Here is an 18,054-nt window from a genome sequence, read left to right on the forward strand (position 1 = left end):
TTTTATGGCAGGTGATAAAATTTGAGAAATTTAAGATACAGGCTTCCCATAAGCTTGATATCATTTTTGTTGGCGGTGACTGTGCTTTTTAGTTCATTGCCTTATTCAGTTTCGGCGGAGGAGAGCTTTCAAATTTACTGCACAGGTTCATCGGTGCGTGTGCGTGATGCGGCTTCCCTCAGCTCCAATGTGCTTGGATATTTAGATAATGACCAAGCTGTTACTCTTTTAGAGGACAGCTATAACAGCTGGGCGTATATAGAAACCTCAAGCGGATTGAAAGGATATACAAGCACCAGATATCTCAATAAATCTGAGGGTTCTCAGGTTTCAATGAGTGGATATGCCACAGAGAATATAAATGTTTACAGTGATAAAAGCTCAGGTTCTCAAAGCGTTGGCAGTATTAAGTCAGGGGAAAGTGTTACGGTTACAGATAACTCTGACTGTGACTGGGCGAAAGTTCAGCTTTCCGACGGAACTTCCGGATATGTAAATCAGGATTTGTTTATTGTTGAACTCAAAAAATATGAAGCTCCATCCTTTACTCCGGAGGAAACACCTAATATCAATTCACAGATAACATCTAATATGTATGCCGGCGACTTTGTTTTACTTGAAAACAGTGTGACATTGAAAGAGGGAGAAACATATTTGATTTCACCGACTCTGTCTACAAACTATGGAGCCAGCGGACTTATGTATTACAACAGCTCTGACAATGATGTTGCGTCTGTTTCTTCTGTGGGAAGAATAACTGCAAATAGTGAGGGACAGGCTGTAATAACCGTAACATCTCCCTTTTCCGAAAAAAGCCAGTCGATGAGTATCACTGTTGAAAAAGATGAAAGCAATACAGAGCCTACTCCTGAGCCTACTGAGGAAACCACAGAATCCGGAAGCTCAGGCGGAGATTTTGAAATATTGGAAACAGCGGTTTCCGTATATGTTGGGGAAAGCTATTCGGTTAAGGTTTTCGGTGATACAGATTTAAGCTGGAAAAGCTCAAACGAAAGCGTGGCTACAGTTTCAGGGGGAACAATTTACGGAAAGTCCTCAGGAGAAGCCACAATAACAGCCTATAACGGTTCTTATGAGAAGAGCTTTAAAGTGACAGTTACAACACCGTCCTCAGGCGGAAGTATTTCACATACATATATAGAAATTCCGGCAGGAAAATCCTATATGGTGTCCTGTTCAGGTTCCGACGCAGTTTGGTCATCGGACAATACAAGCATTGCACAGGTTGACTGGGACCCGGTGGGAACATCATCCTATGTTTATATAGAGGGACAGAACCCTGGTACAACAGTCATAAGGGGAAAATCCTCTAAAGGAAATGTTTCATGTATGGTAAAGGTTACAGAGGCGGCACCTCAGAGATTTGCCTATACTTCTCCGAACTCCGGATATTCCGGCGGAGTTATGACCTTTATTGCAATAACAGGAAAAGAACAGCAGGCTGTAAAATTTGAAGTGTCAATGGGCGGTGAAAACTTCACTGTTTACGCAAATGAGAAAACCGAAAACGGCGGAACAATTATCTGGAAAGGCACAAAGACCCTTTACTCACCGGGAAAATACTCTGTAGTTACCTATTCTCAGAATAAAAGGGGAGAATGGGAGACATGCAGTGACGGTGTTACAGATGCTTTTGTGACAAGTGTAGACGACCCAAAGACAACTGTCTGTGAAGAACACAGAACAAGCGATGAGGTTATAGCTCTGATATCAAATTATGAAGGCTTTTTAAGCGAAGTGACAATAGATTCCATAACCGGAAAAGACCCAACTTTGGGATACGGAAAGGTTGTGGGAGTTGGTTCAAGCTTCTATAATCATATAACAAAGCAGGAAGGTTTGGCTTATCTTTATCAGACCGTAAACCTTGGATATTACTCAAAAGCAGTCAATAACTATCTGATTTCAAACGGTGTAAAGTTTAACCAACAGCAGTATGACGCTTTGGTAAGTATGGTTTATAATTTGGGTTCCGGCGTTCTGTATGACAGCGACGTTATGGACGTGCTGATATACGGAAGCGGCTCCTCAGGAACAGGTACTCCGTCCGTTGGCGATACAGGAACAATTAACGGCACATATGTTGCCTTTAGAGAGGGCCCGTCCACCAATTACAATAAAATGAGAGAGTTTGAGCTTGGAGAAAAAGTCACACTTATTTCAGGAAGCACTGACGATTGGTACCATGTAAGGGATTCATATGGTACAGAGGGATATGTATATGCAAGCTATGTGACATTTGCCGTCGCAACAGGCAGAGACCTCAACAACGTGGATGAAGAAGCCATGAAAGAGGTAACCCTTGTTTATCACCATGCGGGAACAACCTGCTATTGGGGACTGCTTTACAGAAGAATAGACGAAATGGAGATATTCTTCCACGGCGACTATATCCTTGACGGAAGAAATAATAAATATGGTTACCATTATTACTGTCATTTGGACAGCAGTTTTGGTGTGGGATAAAATAATATCAGAGAGAAGGATATAAAATGGATTATGTTTTTGGTTTCATAGGCGCAGGAAATATGGCTACAGCCATAATAAAAGGTCTTGTAGGAAACAGTGTTGTAGAGCCTGATAAAATCTGCGTATGCGATGTGGACATGGACAAAGCTCAGCACTTGTCAACTGAAATCGGTATTGAGGTTGTTTCAGAAGCAGAAAAGCTTGCTGAAATGTGCCATATAATCGTTTTGGCAGTAAAGCCTCAGAATTACGCTGAGGTGCTTGAGCAGATTAAGGGAACAATGACAGAGGAGAAGGTAATTGTTTCAATAGCCGCAGGTATTTCAATAAATTATGTCAGAGAACAGCTTGGCATGAAATGTCCTGTAGTGCGTGTTATGCCAAACACACCATTGCTTTTGGGAAAGGGTGCAACAGCAATTTGCCCTTCTGAAAATGTTTCAACCAGAGATTTCGGAATTGTAAAGAGCATGTTCTCCCTTAACGGAACAGCGGAAGTTGTTGAAGAAAAGCACATGAATAGCATAATTTCCGTAAACGGAAGCAGTCCTGCTTATATCTATATGTTTGCAAAGGCTGTTGTTGAGTATGCAAAGTCACAGGGAATAGACGAGAACACAGCTTTAAAGCTTTTCTGTGCAACCTTGGAGGGAAGCGCTGCAATGCTTATGGAAAGCGGAGACGACCCTGACACACTTATCGGAAAGGTTTGCTCAAAGGGCGGTACAACTATCGAGGCTGTAAATAAGCTCAACGAGAATAATTTCTGCGAAACCATAAAAGAGGCAATGGACGCCTGCACAAAGAGAGCAGAAGAGCTTGGAAAATAATTTTAAAAGTCAAGCAGGCATAAAATTTTAATGGGTATAAAATACATAGGTCAAGCATAATATCCAGTAAAAGGACAAACCAAAAGGAGGATATTATGAAAGGTCTGGTATTATCATTAAAACCCTTTAAACAAAAAGACAGGAATGTTTTGCTGAAAAATCCTGAATATGAGGAAAGCGGAAAAGCCGAACCCCAGCGCAGAACAGCTTCGGGAAGAGGCTTTTTCCGAGATTCCCAGGGAAACCTATCCGGTCATCAGCCGTCTGGAGAAGTCTTTTACAGAGAGCCTAATACAGAATATACGGCGGAAATGTTGGAAAGACCCGATGTACGAAAGCCGGAAAGACAAGTTTATAATCCAAAAGAAAAATATGATATAGGGGAAATCCCGGTACCATTAAACGCAGTAAAAGGGAAAGACAGCGAAAATCTGAAAAAGTACGGAATGTCCGTGCTCTTTGCGTTTGTAGTTTTGCTGGGCGTAATAGCCGGAACAGCGGCAGCCGCCGGCATTGATATGGATATAGTGAAAAGTCTTGAGTTTCTGATGTTTACAAATGCAGGAGAGGGGACAAACAGCAGTCTACAGGTTTTTTCCTCTGCTTTTGCAGTAAACTTCATTTATCTTACAGTGATTTTTCTTGTTGGACTTTCACCCTGGGGAATGGGAGTTATACCATTTGTGTGTCTTTTCAAAGGCTTTGAAACAGGACTTGTAGCCTCTTATTTAGGCGTTACATATGAATGGGGAATGAATTATTATTTTCTGATTATAGCTCCCGGTATATTTGTGTTTGCTTTTTCAATGATTATACAAAGCGGATATGCGGTTAGAATGTCATCTGCTTTGGGAAAATTTATGTTTACAGTACAGCAGGACAGCGGATGGATCAAGGATAATATAAAGGACTACATGTATAAAAGCGGTTCTATGATGATACTTGCCACCGCCGCATCTTTAGTGAATACGGTTATGTGGACATTATGTTCCAACATGTTTGATTTATAATCGGCAATATATTTGAATAAGGAATTTTAAAATAAGGGAAGTTTGGTTATGGCGAAAAAATTAAAGACCACCAAGGGTAAAAAGCAATACAGCTTTGAACAGCGCCCCGGAATGATAAAGCTTTGCAAAAGCTATGGCAGTAACTTTAAAAAGCTGTTTTGCGCAAACCTGTTGTTTTTAATACCCTCGGGAATAATCGCAGGAGTGCTCACATGGCTTAGTATAATAACCGGAGATAATCTCATGCTCCTGGCTTTTTTATCAATTATCTTTTGTATGCCATTTTTCGGAGGACTTACAAAGGTAACTGCTGAACTGGCGAGAGGAAACCGTGATATAAATGTATTTGAAACATTTAAGGAAGCTTTGATTGGCAAGGGCCTGCGATTTCTTCTTATAGGTGTTATTCTGTATCCTTTTACAATAGTATCCCTTTATTCTTTTTTGCTGTATTACTACATGTCAAAAGAAATGATTACAATGTACCTGTTTATGGGATTGTGCGGAATATTTATTGTAATAATACTTTTCATAGTTTTTTATCTCTGTTCCCTTGCCGCAAGCACTGATAAGGGCATGAAGTATGTTTTTAAAAACAGTTTTTATCTCAGCTTCTATAAGGCAAGATATAACTACAGAACACTTTTAAGACTTGTTTTGGTTATAGCCATTGTAGCTCTCGGCGAGTATTTAACCAGCTTTAATCTTGTGGGAAATATAGTTTATTGGTGTGTAATACTTTTGTTTTTGCCTGCTCTTGTTTCCTTTGTTATAAACTTCGGTGTCATAGATTTTATCGACAGAAAGATAAACTACGATTCAGGAATTAAACGTGGCTTGGAGAAAATGGCCCAAAGCCCAGAGGAGATAGAAAAGCAGAGAACGCCGGAAGAAACTCAGCGTGTAGCAGAGAATCTTCAGAGAATTGCAGAAAGCGGAAACGACGACGACTATATTTTCCATAACGGAAAGATGGTTAAGAGAAGCGTTTTGATTAAAGAACTGGAAAGACAGGAGAATTTAGAGGATGGAAAGTAAAAAGGTATTCGGCGGATTGGTGCTGGGAATTGTTTCCGTCATCGTTTTAGGTATAATTCTGACTTTCGTGGTTTTTGATAATGGAAGTACGGAAGCTACAACGGAAAATACAACGGGTGAAACTCAGACGGTTGAGACTGAAGAATCTACAGCAGAGGAAAGCAGTTCATCCACAGAAGAGATAACAGAAGCCACTGAAACAGAAGCCGTAACCGAAGCTGAACCGATTTCCGAGACACAGCAGGAAACAGCAGACAGAACCTCTTGCTACGGAACATGGAAACCCTCTAAAGTTGAAGACGGCTTGACAGGTGAAGAGATAAGCTTCAATGAGGCTTTCGGAAATGATTTCTATGAGATTGAAAACGGACTTACATTGTCAGAGGACGGAAGCTTTGAGCTTGTGTTGGGAACAATGAAAAGCGAAGACGAAGGACATGGAACATTTACAATAAATGATGACAGTCTTGAAGTTACATATGCCAACGGCAAAAGTGATATTTTTAATCTTACTAAAGACGGCGACGGAAATATAATTTATATTCTTGTTCCGAGATACAATTTCACAGTTTATTTTGAAAGAGCTTAAAAGTAAAGCACACAGTTTTTAAAGGCTGTGTGCTTTTGTGGTTGCTAAAATAATTAAAACTATAGACATAATTTTAAAGAAATGGTAGAATAAAACTTAATAAATAGCAGGAGGGATAGAAATGGCAGATTTGGAAAGATTTCTTAAAGCACAGGAGTACTCTTACGACACTGCGCTGAAAGAAATAAAAAACGGCAAGAAGGTTTCGCACTGGATGTGGTACATATTTCCTCAGATTGAGGGACTTGGAACCAGCTCCACAGCAATGTATTATGCAATTAAAGATAAAAAAGAGGCGGAAGAATATATAAGTAATCCGGTACTTTGGAACAGAATTTTGGAAATTTCCTCGGCGTTGCTTTCCATTGACAGCAGCGACCCATATGAGGTTATGGGATATCCCGATAACAGAAAGTTAAAGTCATCAATGACTTTATTTTACGAAGTAAGCGGAAATGAAATTTTCAAAAAAGTTTTGGATAAGTTCTATAACGGAGAAGAAGACGGATTTACTCTGGAAAAGCTTAATAAGTAATTTATAAAAAAACAAAAACACCGAGTTCTTAGAACTCGGTGTTGATTGGTGCGAGTGACGAGACTTGAACTCGTACGTCATGGACACACGCCCCTCAAACGTGCCTGTCTGCCTATTCCAGCACACTCGCATTTATTAACTTTGTCGGTCAACGATGATTATTATATCAGATAGCTGAGTGTTTGTCAACACTTTTTTACAAAAAATATTTTTATATTTCTTAAAACTGCCCGATCTCCTATTATTTCAAATTATTAAAAAACAGCTTGACAAAACAGAGTTATTGTAGTATAACTAAATAAAGGTTAGTTACAGCTAACTTTTATTTTTAGAAATAAGTTAGTTTAATCTAACTAAATACAAAGAAAAGAGGTTTTTATATGAGTAAAGTAGCAATAGTTTATTGGAGCGGTACAGGAAACACCGAGGCCATGGCTAATTTTGTTGCAGAGGGCGCAAAAGAGGCGGGAGCTGAGGTTACATTGTTTACAGCAATGGAATTTGACGGCGGACTTATGGATAACTTTGACGCAGTAGCTTTCGGATGCCCATCAATGGGAGCAGAGCAGCTGGAGGAAGATGAGTTTGAACCAATGTTTATAGGCTGTGAATCAAAGCTTTCCGGAAAGAAAATAGGACTCTTTGGTTCTTACGGCTGGGGCGACGGTGAATGGATGAGAAATTGGGAAGAAACCTGCAGGGGAGACGGAGCTCAGCTTGTTATGGATGGCGTAATATGCAATGAAGCCCCTGACCGTGATGCTGAAAACGACTGCAAAAATCTCGGAAAAGCACTTGCCTGATTTGTCATTTTTTAATATAATAGAACTATATTATATTAGAATATGGGATGTGCTATGAAAGGTTTGCTGTATGCGTCTTTAGGAACCGGTTTTACATTTTTGATGACAACTTTGGGTTCGGCTTTGGTTTATTTATTTAAAAAAGAACCTGATACCAAGACACAACGTGTGTTTTTAGGATTTGCAGCAGGTGTCATGATTTCTGCTTCTTTTTGGAGTTTACTTTTGCCGGCTATTGAAGAATCTGAGAAAATGGGAGTACCAGGGTGGATTCCGTCTGCATTTGGATTTGCTCTGGGTGTTGTGTTTCTTATGACGCTGAACCTTTTATTGCCTCATCTTCATATAGACCAAAATAAACCCTCGGAAAAGTATATACATAAAAAGCGAACAACTCTTTTGGTGACGGCAGTGACGCTGCACAATATACCTGAGGGAATGGCAGTTGGCCTTGCGTTTGCTTTGGCTATGCAAGAGGGAAATATGGGAAATCTGTCAGCCGCCATGGCTCTTGCCTTGGGAATAGGAATACAGAATTTTCCTGAAGGAGCGGCAATATCCCTTCCGTTAAGAAAAGAGGGACTAAGCCGCACACGTTCATTTTTATATGGAAGTATGTCGGGAATAGTGGAACCTATTTTCGGAATAAGTGTGGTACTGCTGGCAGGAACAGTAAGCTCAATAATGCCTTGGCTTTTGTCATTTGCCGCAGGCGCCATGATATATGTAACAGTTGAAGAGCTTATCCCCGAATCACAGATGGGTGAACATTCAAACCTGGGAACTATTAGTATAATGGTTGGTTTCCTGATAATGATGATACTTGATACAGCTCTTGGCTGATAATGTAAAAATTTTAATACTGCAAAAAATTATGCCGTCCCATATAGGACGGCATTTTATATGTTAAATGTTATCTCAATGTTTACCACAGCAGTAACCGCAGGTTTCGCAGTTTGGGAATTCTTCGGTATTGTAGTCAATTCCTATTTTATTGTAGTAGTCCTGTACAGCCGCTTTTATTGCTTCCTCGGCCAAAACCGAGCAGTGCATTTTGTGAGCCGGCAAACCGTCCAGAGCTTCCGCAACCGCTTTGTTTGAAAGCTTTAAAGCTTCATCTATAGACTTTCCTTTAATCATTTCTGTCGCCATAGAGCTTGAAGCGATGGCGGAACCACATCCGAAAGTCTCAAACTTTACATCGGTAATTATATTTTTATCTACTTTCAAGTATATTTTCATAATGTCGCCGCATTTAGCGTTTCCAACTTCGCCTATTCCGTCGGCGTTCTCAATTTCGCCCAGATTTCTTGGGTTCATAAAATGGTCCATTACTTTTTCACTGTATAATGCCATAAAGCCACCTCATTTCAAAATATATTCTTTTCTGCCCTTTTCTTTGTCTTTCCAAAGAGGGGAGATGTTTCTCAGATAATTTACCACCTGTGGAACAGTTTCAATCATGTAGTCGATTTCCTCTTCTGTGTTGTATTCACAGAGGGAAAGTCTTAAAGAGCCGTGAGCGATTTCGTGTGGTCTGCCTATTGATAAAAGCACATGGCTTGGGTCAAGGGAACCCGAGGTACAGGCAGAGCCGGAGGAAGCGGAAACACCTTTTGCATCAAGTAAAAGCAGTAAACTTTCACCCTCTATGCCCTCAAAACAAATGCTTACATTGCCAGGCAGACGATTTTCTTTGTCACCGTTTAAAGCGGAGTGAGGGACTTTTAAAAGTCCGTCGATAAGCTTGTTGCGGAGAGGAATAAGGTAATCCGAATTGCTGTCGATTTTTTCACAGACTTCCTCAAAGGCTGACGCCATAGACATAATGGCGGGAATATTTTCAGTTCCGGCACGCTTGCCTCGCTCCTGAGCACCGCCGTCAATTAAATTTGTAAGGGGAACGCTTTTTCTTGCGTAAAGAACGCCGATGCCCTTAGGACCGTGGAACTTGTGGGCGGAGAGGGAAAGCAAATCAATGTTTTCCTTTTCAACATCTATGTGAAGATGTCCGGCAGCCTGAACTGCGTCGGTGTGGAAAATAACGCAGTTTTCACGGCAGATTTTTCCAATCTCAGATATGGGAAGTATAGTTCCTATTTCGTTGTTTGCGTACATTATTGTCACAAGACATGTATCTTCTCTTATGGCGTCTGCAACCTGCTCAGGCTTTATCATTCCGTTTTCATCTACCGGTAAAAGCTCAATTTCAAAGCCTTTCTTTGACAATCGGTCAAGTGTGTGCAGAACTGCGTGATGTTCAAAGGCTGTTGAGATAATATGCTTTTTGCCTTTTCTTAATCCTATTTCTGCGGCGGAGATAATAGCCTGGTTGTCGGCTTCGCTTCCGCCTGAGGTGAAGTAAATCTCTTTTGGTGAACAGCCGAGATATTTTGCAATAGTTTCTCTCGCCTGGGATAAAGCTTCGGCGGCCTCTTGACCTACTGAATGTAGGCTTGAGGGGTTTCCGTATACATTTTCCATATATTTAACCATTGTTTTAATAGCAATGGGACTCATCTTTGTTGTAGCCGCATTGTCTGCGTATACTTTCATTTTTGTACCTCCTTTTATTCGGTATCTATTTTACGGCGTTAAAACCGTTTTCAAGGTCTGCCAAGATATCGTCAATGTGTTCGGTGCCGATTGACAGACGTATTGTGTTTGGTTTTATTCCTGAAGCTAACAGCTCTTCCTGTGAAAGCTGGGAATGAGTTGTTGAGGCAGGATGAATGACAAGGCTTTTTAAATCTGCAATGTTTGCAAGCAATGAGAAAAGCTCAAGGCTTTCTGTAAATTTTTTCGCTTTTTCTCCGTCGCCTTTTATTTCAAATGTAAATATAGAAGCGGCTCCATTTGGGAAATATCTATTGTAAAGCTCCTTTTCTCTGCCCTTTGCAAGGGAAGGGTGGTTAACCTTTTCCACCTGCGGATGATTATTGAGAAATTCCACAACCTTTAAAGCGTTCTGAACATGGCGTTCAACTCTCAAAGAAAGGGTTTCAAGTCCCTGCAATAAAAGGAAAGAGTTAAAAGGTGAGATTGCCGCTCCCTGATCTCTCATGAGTGTTGTTCTCAGCTTTACAATATAGGCGAGATTTCCGCAGATTTCCGAGAAAACCGTTCCGTGATAGGACGGATTGGGCTTTGTAATTCCCGGGAACTTGTCGTTTTGTGTCCAGTCGAATTTTCCCGAATCTATTATAACTCCGCCCATAACAGTTCCGTGACCGCCTATAAATTTTGTGGCTGAATGAACCACAATATCTGCCCCATGTTCAATAGGTCTTAAAAGATAAGGTGTTGTAAAGGTGCTGTCTACAATAAAAGGTATGCCGTGCTTGTGGGCAATAGCCGAAATAGCCTCAAGGTCGATTACATTTGAATTTGGATTTCCAAGAGTTTCAGCATAGATAAGCTTCGTGTTTTCCTTTATTGCTTTTTCAAAGTTTTCAGGCTCTCTGGGGTCTGCAAAAGTGGTTTCCAAACCCTGATCACGGAGAGTATTTGCAAAAAGATTGTATGTGCCTCCGTACAAATTCATTGATGCAACAATGTGGTCGCCTGCCACAGCTATATTTTGTACTGCGTAGGTGATGGCCGCCGAACCTGAAGCTGTCGCCAAAGCTGCGGCGCCGCCCTCAAGTGCGGCAATTCTCTCTTCAAAAACAGAAGAGGTTGGATTCATAAGTCTTGTGTAGATGTTTCCGCCTTCGCTTAGGTTAAATCGTCCTGCGGCTTGGGCAGAATCCTTAAAGACATATGCTGTCGTAGCGTAAATAGGAACAGCTCTTGCGTCTGTTGCAGGGTCGGGACTTTCCTGTCCTGCGTGTATCTGTATAGTTTCAAATTTATAATTCTTTTTCATATAAAATCCTTTCGTCTGCATGTTATTTTCTGTCTGTCAACAGCGGCACATTCGTCCGAAACGATAATTTTTTCTTAAAAGCTTAGAAAACAGCTTGAGCATATAATCATACCTTTCTTATAGGTTAATATGATTATATTCCTATAAACCTATCGTGTCAATAGGAATATGAAATTTATTCCATAAAACAGGACTTAATAAAATGGATAATGATATATTGTTTTGTTTTTTATTGACATTTTAATTAAATATGATATACTGAAACAAATTGATTGTTAAGGGGTGAAAGGCTATGTCTGAAAATAAAAAGCGTGAAACATTAGAAGAATTTAAAAACAGAGTTTACGGTTTTGAAAGCAACAGCATATATCTCAATGATTTCGGTTCTTTCAATACAGCAGGAGGGCTATGCAAAAAAGTCGATGAAAACGGAAAAATGAAAAAATTTATAGGAAACACAACTGTTTTTCTTCTGAATGATAATAATGGTTTTAAAGACAGGGTGATTTATTTTCAGCAGGTTCTTTACACCATGTGTCATAGGATGCTGTCAGAAAAGCTTAGAGAAAATACTCTGCACATGACGCTCCACGACCTTATGAACGGTTTGCCTGAGGAAGTGTCACAGGAGGATATGAAGAAGCTGGGTGACAAAATCCAAAATATTTTATCTGACCTAAGAAAAAAGCCTTTTAAAATAAACTTGCAGTCAACATGGGCTTTTAATATGGTAAATACCAGCATTGTTCTGGGGCTTGAACCCTGCACCCAAAGGGACTGGGACATTTTGACAGATATTTATAGAAAAGTTGATGAGGTGTACAGTCTTAGCTATCCCTTTACACCTCATGTCACCTTGGCTTATTTTAAACCGGGCAGCTATAGCGGCAGTGAAGTAGAAAAGCTTCGCTATACCATTGAATGTTTGTCAGAGGAAAAGCTGTCTGTTACATTTACAGAAAAAGACCTTGTTTATCAGATTTTTGAAGATATGAACAGTTATTATTAGTTAAAGAGGTAATTTATGATAGAAGTAAAAGGAAAATATAATACAGCAAAAGTTTTTACAGATAAACTGGAAATCTCTGCGGAAGGTCAGCTTAAAGCTGTATGTGATATGGAGATTTTCAGCGACAGCAAAATAAGAATTATGCCGGACGTACATGCGGGAAAAGGCTGTACCATAGGCACAACCATGACAATAGAAAATTTTGTTGTTCCAAATATGGTTGGTGTAGATATCGGATGCGGAATGCTGACTGTTAAGCTTAAAGAAAAGAGAATAGAGCTTCCTAAGCTTGACAGTCTTATAAAAAAAGAAATACCCAGCGGAAAAAGTGTCAGAGCAACTCCCCACAGCGGACATGAGCTTGTTGATATAACAGAGCTTAAATGCCTTGAAAAAATAGGGGACAAAAGGGCAAGAGAAAGCATAGGAACTCTGGGAGGTGGCAACCATTTTATTGAAGTTGATAAAGAGGGCGATGACCTTTATCTCGTTATCCACACAGGAAGCCGCAATTTAGGCCTTAGAGTTGCTGAATTCTATCAGGAAAAGGCATTCGAGTCCCTTGGGGGAAGAAATCAAAGTGATATTCCCTATGAGCTTGCTTATCTTTCAGGCTGGGATATGGAAAATTATCTCCATGATATGGAAATAATGCAGAGATATGCTCAGGTTAACAGAAGAATAATAAAAGAGATTATTTTAAAGGGAATGAAGCTTCACGAGGAGGGAAGCTTTTCAACTGTTCACAACTATATAGATATTGAAAATATGGTTTTGCGAAAGGGAGCGGTTTCCTCACAAAGGGGAGAGAAGCTTTTAATTCCAATGAATATGCGTGACGGAAGCCTTATCTGTACGGGACTGGGAAACAGCGATTGGAACTGTTCAGCTCCACACGGTGCAGGCAGAATTATGAGCCGCAAGGAAGTAGCGGACAATTTTACACTTTCCCAGTTTAAGAAATCCATGGACGGAATATTTACCTCATGTATTTCAAGGGAAACTTTGGACGAAGCGCCTTTTGTATATAAACCTATGGATGAAATTCTTAAAAACATAGGTGATACGGTGACAGTTGATAAAATAATAAAGCCAATATATAATTTTAAAGCCAGCGAATAATAAAAGAACACCGCCTTAGTTTTGAAACCGAGGCGGTGTTTTTGTTAGATTATTTTTAATACAACGCTGAATTTGAATACCATTTTTTCCTTATCGAAATTGTAATCAATATTTCCGTCGTATTCCTTTGCAATTCGCTGAATACTTTTAATTCCAAAACCGTGAAAAGCTTTGTTTTCTTTAGTGGTGACAAGCTTTCCATTTTTGATTTTCGGTTCGCAGGAACTGGAGTTTTCCATGTTTATTACAATGAAATTTGTGTTAATAGGTTTTATTGTGAACTCAATATTTTTCTTATCAGATTTTTCTGCGGCAGTTACGGCATTATCAAGCATATTGTCAAGGACAGCCGTAAGATTGTTGTCGCTTATAAATGAAAAATCTATATTCCTTATGTCACAGTAAAAGGAGATTTGTTTTTCGTCGCATAGGGCGGCGTATCTGTTTATTATTGCGTTTACAAGCTTGTTGTCGCTGTATTTCTTTATTCTCTTTATCTGATATGATTGATAGAGATTGTCTATATAGTTGTTTATAGCTGTGAAATCCTTTTCTGCGGAAAGCTCCTTAATAGACAAAAGATGACGTTTTATATCATGAATGAGAATATTTGAGTTTTCGTACTGCTCTTGAAGAATAGCATAGTATTCGGTGTCAATTTCTGATTTTTGTTTTTGCAGCTGTAAATCCATATTTTCTTTTTGGGTTTTTATAGTCTGCTCGTGAATCCAGAATACTACGATATTTGAATACAAAAGCAACACAGCGGATATACTGAACAGCCTGTACACATTATCCTCAGCAGGATATTTTTCAGTTACGTATACTATTCCAAGAAGCAAAATAATTGAAGCTAAAGGAAGCAGAAACAGCAGATAGGATTTGGAAACCCTAAAGGATTTCCCGTCTTCTTTTGAGGAAAGCTTCAATATTATAAATGAAACAAAGAAGTAAAAAAGCTTTGTACATATGCTTTGAAGCAGTAAAACCGTGCTGTTTGTGGTATGCGCCGTCACATCAATACTGAAAACAAGCCGGAATACATATAGAATACACAATTCGGTTACAAGCATTATGGAAGCCAAAAGAATTGAGTTAAGAGCGCTCTGCAATGCATCGGCATCAAAGCAGATAAAACAAAATAAAAAGTTACACAGCAGAAAGGCTGAAAGGTTAAGGTTTGGAATACCTATGTAGCTTACTGCATATTGTATTAAAAAAGAAAGACTGTAAACAATAAAGCACTTTTTATATGAAAGCTTCCTTTCAAATTTGCGGTCAAAATAAATGAAAGAAATTAAAGTTTCAAAAAGATAGGCAAAAAAGTAGCAGGCAGTTGTCATTTAATCCCCCCTGCAAATGCGAAGAATTTATTTTTAAAATCAGTGTATTTTCGCTGAGAAACACACTGGATTTCCACTAAATCACTGCCGCATTGAAAAGTGGCGGAGTGTTTATTGAAATTTACCACGTTCTGTAGATTTACAAGAAAGCTCTTATGGGAGAAAACAAAGCAGTTGGGCTGATTTATTATTTCGTCCCACTCGATTGGCTTTTTGTTTGTGTCGAATTTCCGTTGCTTTGTGACCACAACAGAGCCGTGTTTTTGATTTTCTATGTACAAAATATCCTTTGTTTTAACGGTGTAAACGCTGTCGCTGTTTTGTATTATGATTTGTTTGCTGATTTCTTTGTTGGCTTCTATTGCCTCAAGAAAATTTCGGTTAAATCTTTCAATATCTATAGGCTTTGAAAGATAACGAAAAACCTGAATTTTCATAGCGCTGTCGAGATAATTAGAAAATGAAGTGAGAACTATAATAAGAACATCCGGATTTGCAGATTTTAGTTTTTCAGAAACCTCAAGACCGCTTATTCCCGGCATTTCGATATCAACAATGGCAATGTCGTAATAGGAATTTTCGCCCGTGACAAATTCACCGCTGTTCCTGACAGTTATTTCAAATTTACAGCGGTATTTATTTTTTATTTCATTTATGAGCTTTTGAACTTTATTGGTAATATTTACATCGTCGTCGCAAATCAAAACTTTCAGCATAGAATCACTCCTGATGTATATTATACAATAAAAAACACATATTGTCATCACGGATTTTTTGATTATATATTTTACAAAAATATGGAACGAAATATATTTGATATCGTTTTTGCCGGATTTAATATCGTTTTTACCAATAATAACAAAAGTAAAGGAATTTGTGTTAAAATAAACCTAACAGTTAAGGCTCTTTGTTTAGAGCTTAGAGATTATTTAATTTTTACAGAAAAGAGGAATACATATGAATAATGTTAAAAACAGAATAGCAAAATTGTTTGTTGGATTTATGACACTCACTTTGTTCTTTTTGGCAAACTCAACCAGCTGCTACTATATTCACCAGCCGGAAGAGCCAGAAGAGATAAATGACTTCAAATGGATAAAGTGATAGACAGTTTTTCCGAAAGGATAATAAACTATTTTGTAAGCCGTGATCTGATAAAAGATGATAAAAAGCGACTGTATCAGTACAGCATGACAAATATTGTTCAGTCATCCATATGCATCATAGGCACTTTGCTTATCGGACTTTGCATGGGAATGTTTTTTGAAAACCTGATTTTTTTCTTGGTTTTTAAGATACTGCGAAAATATTCCGGCGGACTTCATGCGGGCAAGTATATTTATTGTCTGTTGTTTTCGCTGTCGGCAAATGTTGTGTTTATGTTGATAATAAAATATCTTCAGAGTTTTGATTCAGTTGTAATAGTTTTGGCTTTTGAATTGCTTTCTCTTTTGTCGGCGGCACTTTTTGCACCGTTGGAGAACAAAAATAAAAGGATTAACGGAAAAGAAGCAATGATATATAAAATTATGGCTATTGCAATTTCTTTTTCACTTATTGTAGTATCATATATTCTTGTGTATTACAGCAATCCTTTTTCTGTACCTATAGGCATGGCAATGCTGTTTAACGGAATTTTGCTTGTTGTAGGAAAGCTCTCAATGTATGCGAAGAGTAAAAAGTTTCAATAATTGGTTTAAGCTGTGCTTTGTAAAACCTTTGCGTGTTTCCCAAAAAATTAACATTGATAATCTCTTATTACGCTTAAATATAGCGATAGTATGTCTTATTCATCACACGGTAGACCTTGGAAGAACTTCTTCTAAGGTCTATTGGCTTTTTAAGGGTTAATTTAACTTTGTAAAAGAAAAAAGTATTGCTTAAAATAAAATTAAATAAAAGAAAATTGAAAATCTTAATAATTTCTTAATAAAAATATATTTCATTGACACGACAATTTATATATGTTAGTATAATATAAAGCATGAAAATGTAATTGTTCGGATGATAAAACACGGCGATTTTGAGGAGTAAGTCATGTATTTGTGGGTAGTTACAGCGGCAGTTTTATTACCGCCTTTAATTATGGGAATATTTGCGGTTTTGCAAAAAATTAAAAGGGACAAGGACATTGATATGAAAGATGAGGATTTTATCGTTGAGATATCTGATTCAGTAATATCAATAGGTGTGATGATGGATTTGGCATCGGCAGGAATTATGGTTGGATTTACAATATTCACAGAAAATTTGCCGCCATTGATTTTTTATGCTGTTTTTGGACTGCTGTTCTGGATTGGAAGTTTTTTGATTTACAGAACGCTGACATTTAAAGTGATAGTTAAAGATAAAAAAATCGCTGTGTACTCTTCTTTTGGCAAAACATATTATTTATCTTTTTCAGATTTGGACTCAGCTGCCCGTCAATATAAACCCGGAAAAACCGGATATGAAAAGATTAGGGTAAAAACTGCATCCGGTAAATCCTTTACAGTAAAAAGCCGAGAGATATGCTATAAATATTTTAAAGAAAGAATAAAATCAGAGATTCCAAAAGAAAACCTCATAGGGTTTGGTGGGGAGTAATTGAAAAAATAAATGCTGAATAGGGCAGAACCCGTTGTGAAGGAACTACTAGATATGGGGTGCTTGCAAGTAGTGGTAATATTTATTCCTAAAGGAAGCCATATAGATTCCACACGAAACCCTGAACACTACGATAGAACATATCAGTATTTAAAAGGTTTTGGTTTGGAGTAAATTTAAAAGATTATCTTGTAACAAAATAATAGACCCTATGAACTTCATAGGGTCTATTTGTCTATTTAGGTATTTAACAGCGGCTCATATATAATACAATAAAACTGTTATTTTATTGCCATTTTAGAGTCCGTAAACCACCAAAGTAGGAGGGGAAAGGGCAAACTTTTTTTTAAAAATGGGTTTGTACCTTAACAGAGAAATTGTTAAGGGATAACCTAATTTTTTAAAATTTTTTTACCCCAACACCCAAAATCATACTTCACAAGATATTGATATTCCGCTGTTGTCACTCAATTCTACTCATCATACACATCAAACGACAAAAAGCGGAGCGCAAAAAAATATGTGCTGATATAATTCTGAAAAAGAAAAATAATAGCACATATTATTGAAAAATCAATATATACACATAGAGAATAGACCTTATGAGGAAGCTCATAGGGTCTATTTGTCTGTATAGGTATTTAACAGCGGCTCATTTATAATACAATAAAACTGTGATTTTATTGTTATTTCAGAGCCCGTAAACCACCAAAGTAGGAGGGGTGTACTCGCCGGAGTATAATTTAGTCGGGAAGAAATTGACCCACGCCTTAAAATCGGCTATCCTTTAAGTGTGTCGAATACTTGAAGGGAGATGGCCAAATGATAAGG

At 38.3% G+C, this 18,054-nt stretch carries 18 protein-coding genes and 1 tRNA gene; 13 read left to right on the forward strand and 6 right to left on the reverse strand.

Translation table 11 applies throughout. From position 1 onward, the window contains the following. Window positions 1-21: 21 nt before the first annotated feature. The 6 genes from B5F08_RS02035 (at window position 22) to B5F08_RS02060 (ending at window position 6,492) form a co-directional block, all read left to right on the forward strand. The gene (locus tag B5F08_RS02035) at window positions 22-2,487 is read left to right on the forward strand and encodes an SH3 domain-containing protein (protein WP_087376155.1); all 2,466 of its coding nucleotides are present in this window, start codon (window positions 22-24) and stop codon (window positions 2,485-2,487) included. A gap of 26 nt (window positions 2,488-2,513) precedes the next feature. After that, window positions 2,514-3,320: a pyrroline-5-carboxylate reductase gene (gene proC, locus B5F08_RS02040; protein WP_087376156.1), complete on the forward strand. Its 807-nt coding sequence runs from the start codon at window positions 2,514-2,516 to the stop codon at window positions 3,318-3,320. 95 nt (window positions 3,321-3,415) lie between these two features. Continuing rightward, entirely contained in the window at window positions 3,416-4,330 is a 915-nt protein-coding gene (locus B5F08_RS02045; protein WP_087376157.1) for a stage II sporulation protein M, read from the forward strand. 48 nt (window positions 4,331-4,378) lie between these two features. After that, complete coding sequence (locus tag B5F08_RS02050; protein ID WP_087376158.1) at window positions 4,379-5,368, forward strand: hypothetical protein; 990 nt, start codon at window positions 4,379-4,381, stop codon at window positions 5,366-5,368. Next, entirely contained in the window at window positions 5,358-5,957 is a 600-nt protein-coding gene (locus B5F08_RS02055) for a lipocalin family protein (RefSeq protein ID WP_087376159.1), read from the forward strand. Before B5F08_RS02050 ends, B5F08_RS02055 begins: the two co-directional genes overlap by 11 nt. 121 nt (window positions 5,958-6,078) lie before the next feature. Then, on the forward strand, window positions 6,079-6,492 hold the full coding sequence (locus B5F08_RS02060; protein WP_087376160.1) for a DUF1810 domain-containing protein: 414 nt from the start codon (window positions 6,079-6,081) through the stop codon (window positions 6,490-6,492). A gap of 46 nt (window positions 6,493-6,538) precedes the next feature. On the opposite strand, the gene B5F08_RS02065 is transcribed toward B5F08_RS02060, so the two are convergent. After that, window positions 6,539-6,622: transfer RNA gene (locus tag B5F08_RS02065), tRNA-Leu, on the reverse strand. A gap of 250 nt (window positions 6,623-6,872) precedes the next feature. Between B5F08_RS02065 and B5F08_RS02070 the strand changes: the two genes are divergently transcribed. Beyond that, complete coding sequence (locus B5F08_RS02070; protein ID WP_087376161.1) at window positions 6,873-7,295, forward strand: flavodoxin; 423 nt, start codon at window positions 6,873-6,875, stop codon at window positions 7,293-7,295. 54 nt (window positions 7,296-7,349) lie between these two features. After that, entirely contained in the window at window positions 7,350-8,138 is a 789-nt protein-coding gene (locus B5F08_RS02075) for a ZIP family metal transporter (protein WP_087376162.1), read from the forward strand. A gap of 75 nt (window positions 8,139-8,213) precedes the next feature. On the opposite strand, the gene nifU is transcribed toward B5F08_RS02075, so the two are convergent. Genes nifU through B5F08_RS02090 form a run of 3 tightly spaced genes read right to left on the reverse strand, consistent with a single transcriptional unit; the run spans window position 8,214 to window position 11,163 of the window. Further along, window positions 8,214-8,651 (reverse strand): Fe-S cluster assembly scaffold protein NifU, encoded by a 438-nt coding sequence (nifU, locus tag B5F08_RS02080; protein ID WP_087376163.1) that lies wholly within the window; start codon window positions 8,649-8,651, stop codon window positions 8,214-8,216. Between the two features lie 9 nt (window positions 8,652-8,660). Then, entirely contained in the window at window positions 8,661-9,851 is a 1,191-nt protein-coding gene (gene nifS / locus B5F08_RS02085; RefSeq protein WP_087376164.1) for a cysteine desulfurase NifS, read from the reverse strand. Between the two features lie 25 nt (window positions 9,852-9,876). Beyond that, entirely contained in the window at window positions 9,877-11,163 is a 1,287-nt protein-coding gene (locus tag B5F08_RS02090) for an O-acetylhomoserine aminocarboxypropyltransferase/cysteine synthase family protein (protein ID WP_087376165.1), read from the reverse strand. Window positions 11,164-11,455: 292 nt separating this feature from the next. Here B5F08_RS02090 and B5F08_RS02095 point away from each other — a divergent pair, with 292 nt between their 5' ends. After that, entirely contained in the window at window positions 11,456-12,172 is a 717-nt protein-coding gene (locus B5F08_RS02095; RefSeq protein ID WP_087376166.1) for a 2'-5' RNA ligase family protein, read from the forward strand. Between the two features lie 15 nt (window positions 12,173-12,187). After that, window positions 12,188-13,294 carry an RtcB family protein gene (locus B5F08_RS02100; RefSeq protein WP_087376167.1) on the forward strand — a complete coding sequence of 369 codons (1,107 nt, stop codon included), beginning with the start codon at window positions 12,188-12,190 and terminating at the stop codon, window positions 13,292-13,294. 44 nt (window positions 13,295-13,338) lie between these two features. On the opposite strand, the gene B5F08_RS02105 is transcribed toward B5F08_RS02100, so the two are convergent. Together B5F08_RS02105 and B5F08_RS02110 are read right to left on the reverse strand one after the other, a co-directional pair. Further along, a complete protein-coding gene (locus B5F08_RS02105; protein WP_087376168.1) occupies window positions 13,339-14,637 on the reverse strand; it encodes a sensor histidine kinase in 1,299 nt (432 codons plus the stop codon). Next, complete coding sequence (locus tag B5F08_RS02110; protein ID WP_158096183.1) at window positions 14,634-15,353, reverse strand: LytR/AlgR family response regulator transcription factor; 720 nt, start codon at window positions 15,351-15,353, stop codon at window positions 14,634-14,636. Before B5F08_RS02110 ends, B5F08_RS02105 begins: the two co-directional genes overlap by 4 nt. Before the next feature lie 241 nt (window positions 15,354-15,594). Between B5F08_RS02110 and B5F08_RS02115 the strand changes: the two genes are divergently transcribed. The 3 genes from B5F08_RS02115 to B5F08_RS02125 all read left to right on the forward strand — a co-directional run bounded on the left by B5F08_RS02115 (window position 15,595) and on the right by B5F08_RS02125 (window position 17,223). Next, a complete protein-coding gene (locus B5F08_RS02115) occupies window positions 15,595-15,741 on the forward strand; it encodes a cyclic lactone autoinducer peptide (protein WP_087376170.1) in 147 nt (48 codons plus the stop codon). Beyond that, on the forward strand, window positions 15,729-16,328 hold the full coding sequence (locus B5F08_RS02120) for an accessory gene regulator ArgB-like protein (RefSeq protein WP_087376171.1): 600 nt from the start codon (window positions 15,729-15,731) through the stop codon (window positions 16,326-16,328). Before B5F08_RS02115 ends, B5F08_RS02120 begins: the two co-directional genes overlap by 13 nt. A gap of 346 nt (window positions 16,329-16,674) precedes the next feature. Further along, window positions 16,675-17,223 (forward strand): hypothetical protein, encoded by a 549-nt coding sequence (locus tag B5F08_RS02125; protein WP_087376172.1) that lies wholly within the window; start codon window positions 16,675-16,677, stop codon window positions 17,221-17,223. Window positions 17,224-18,054 lie beyond the last annotated feature (831 nt).

The sequence above is a fragment of the Anaeromassilibacillus sp. An172 genome (assembly GCF_002160515.1).
Taxonomy (GTDB): Bacteria; Bacillota; Clostridia; order Oscillospirales; family Acutalibacteraceae; genus Limousia; species Limousia pullorum.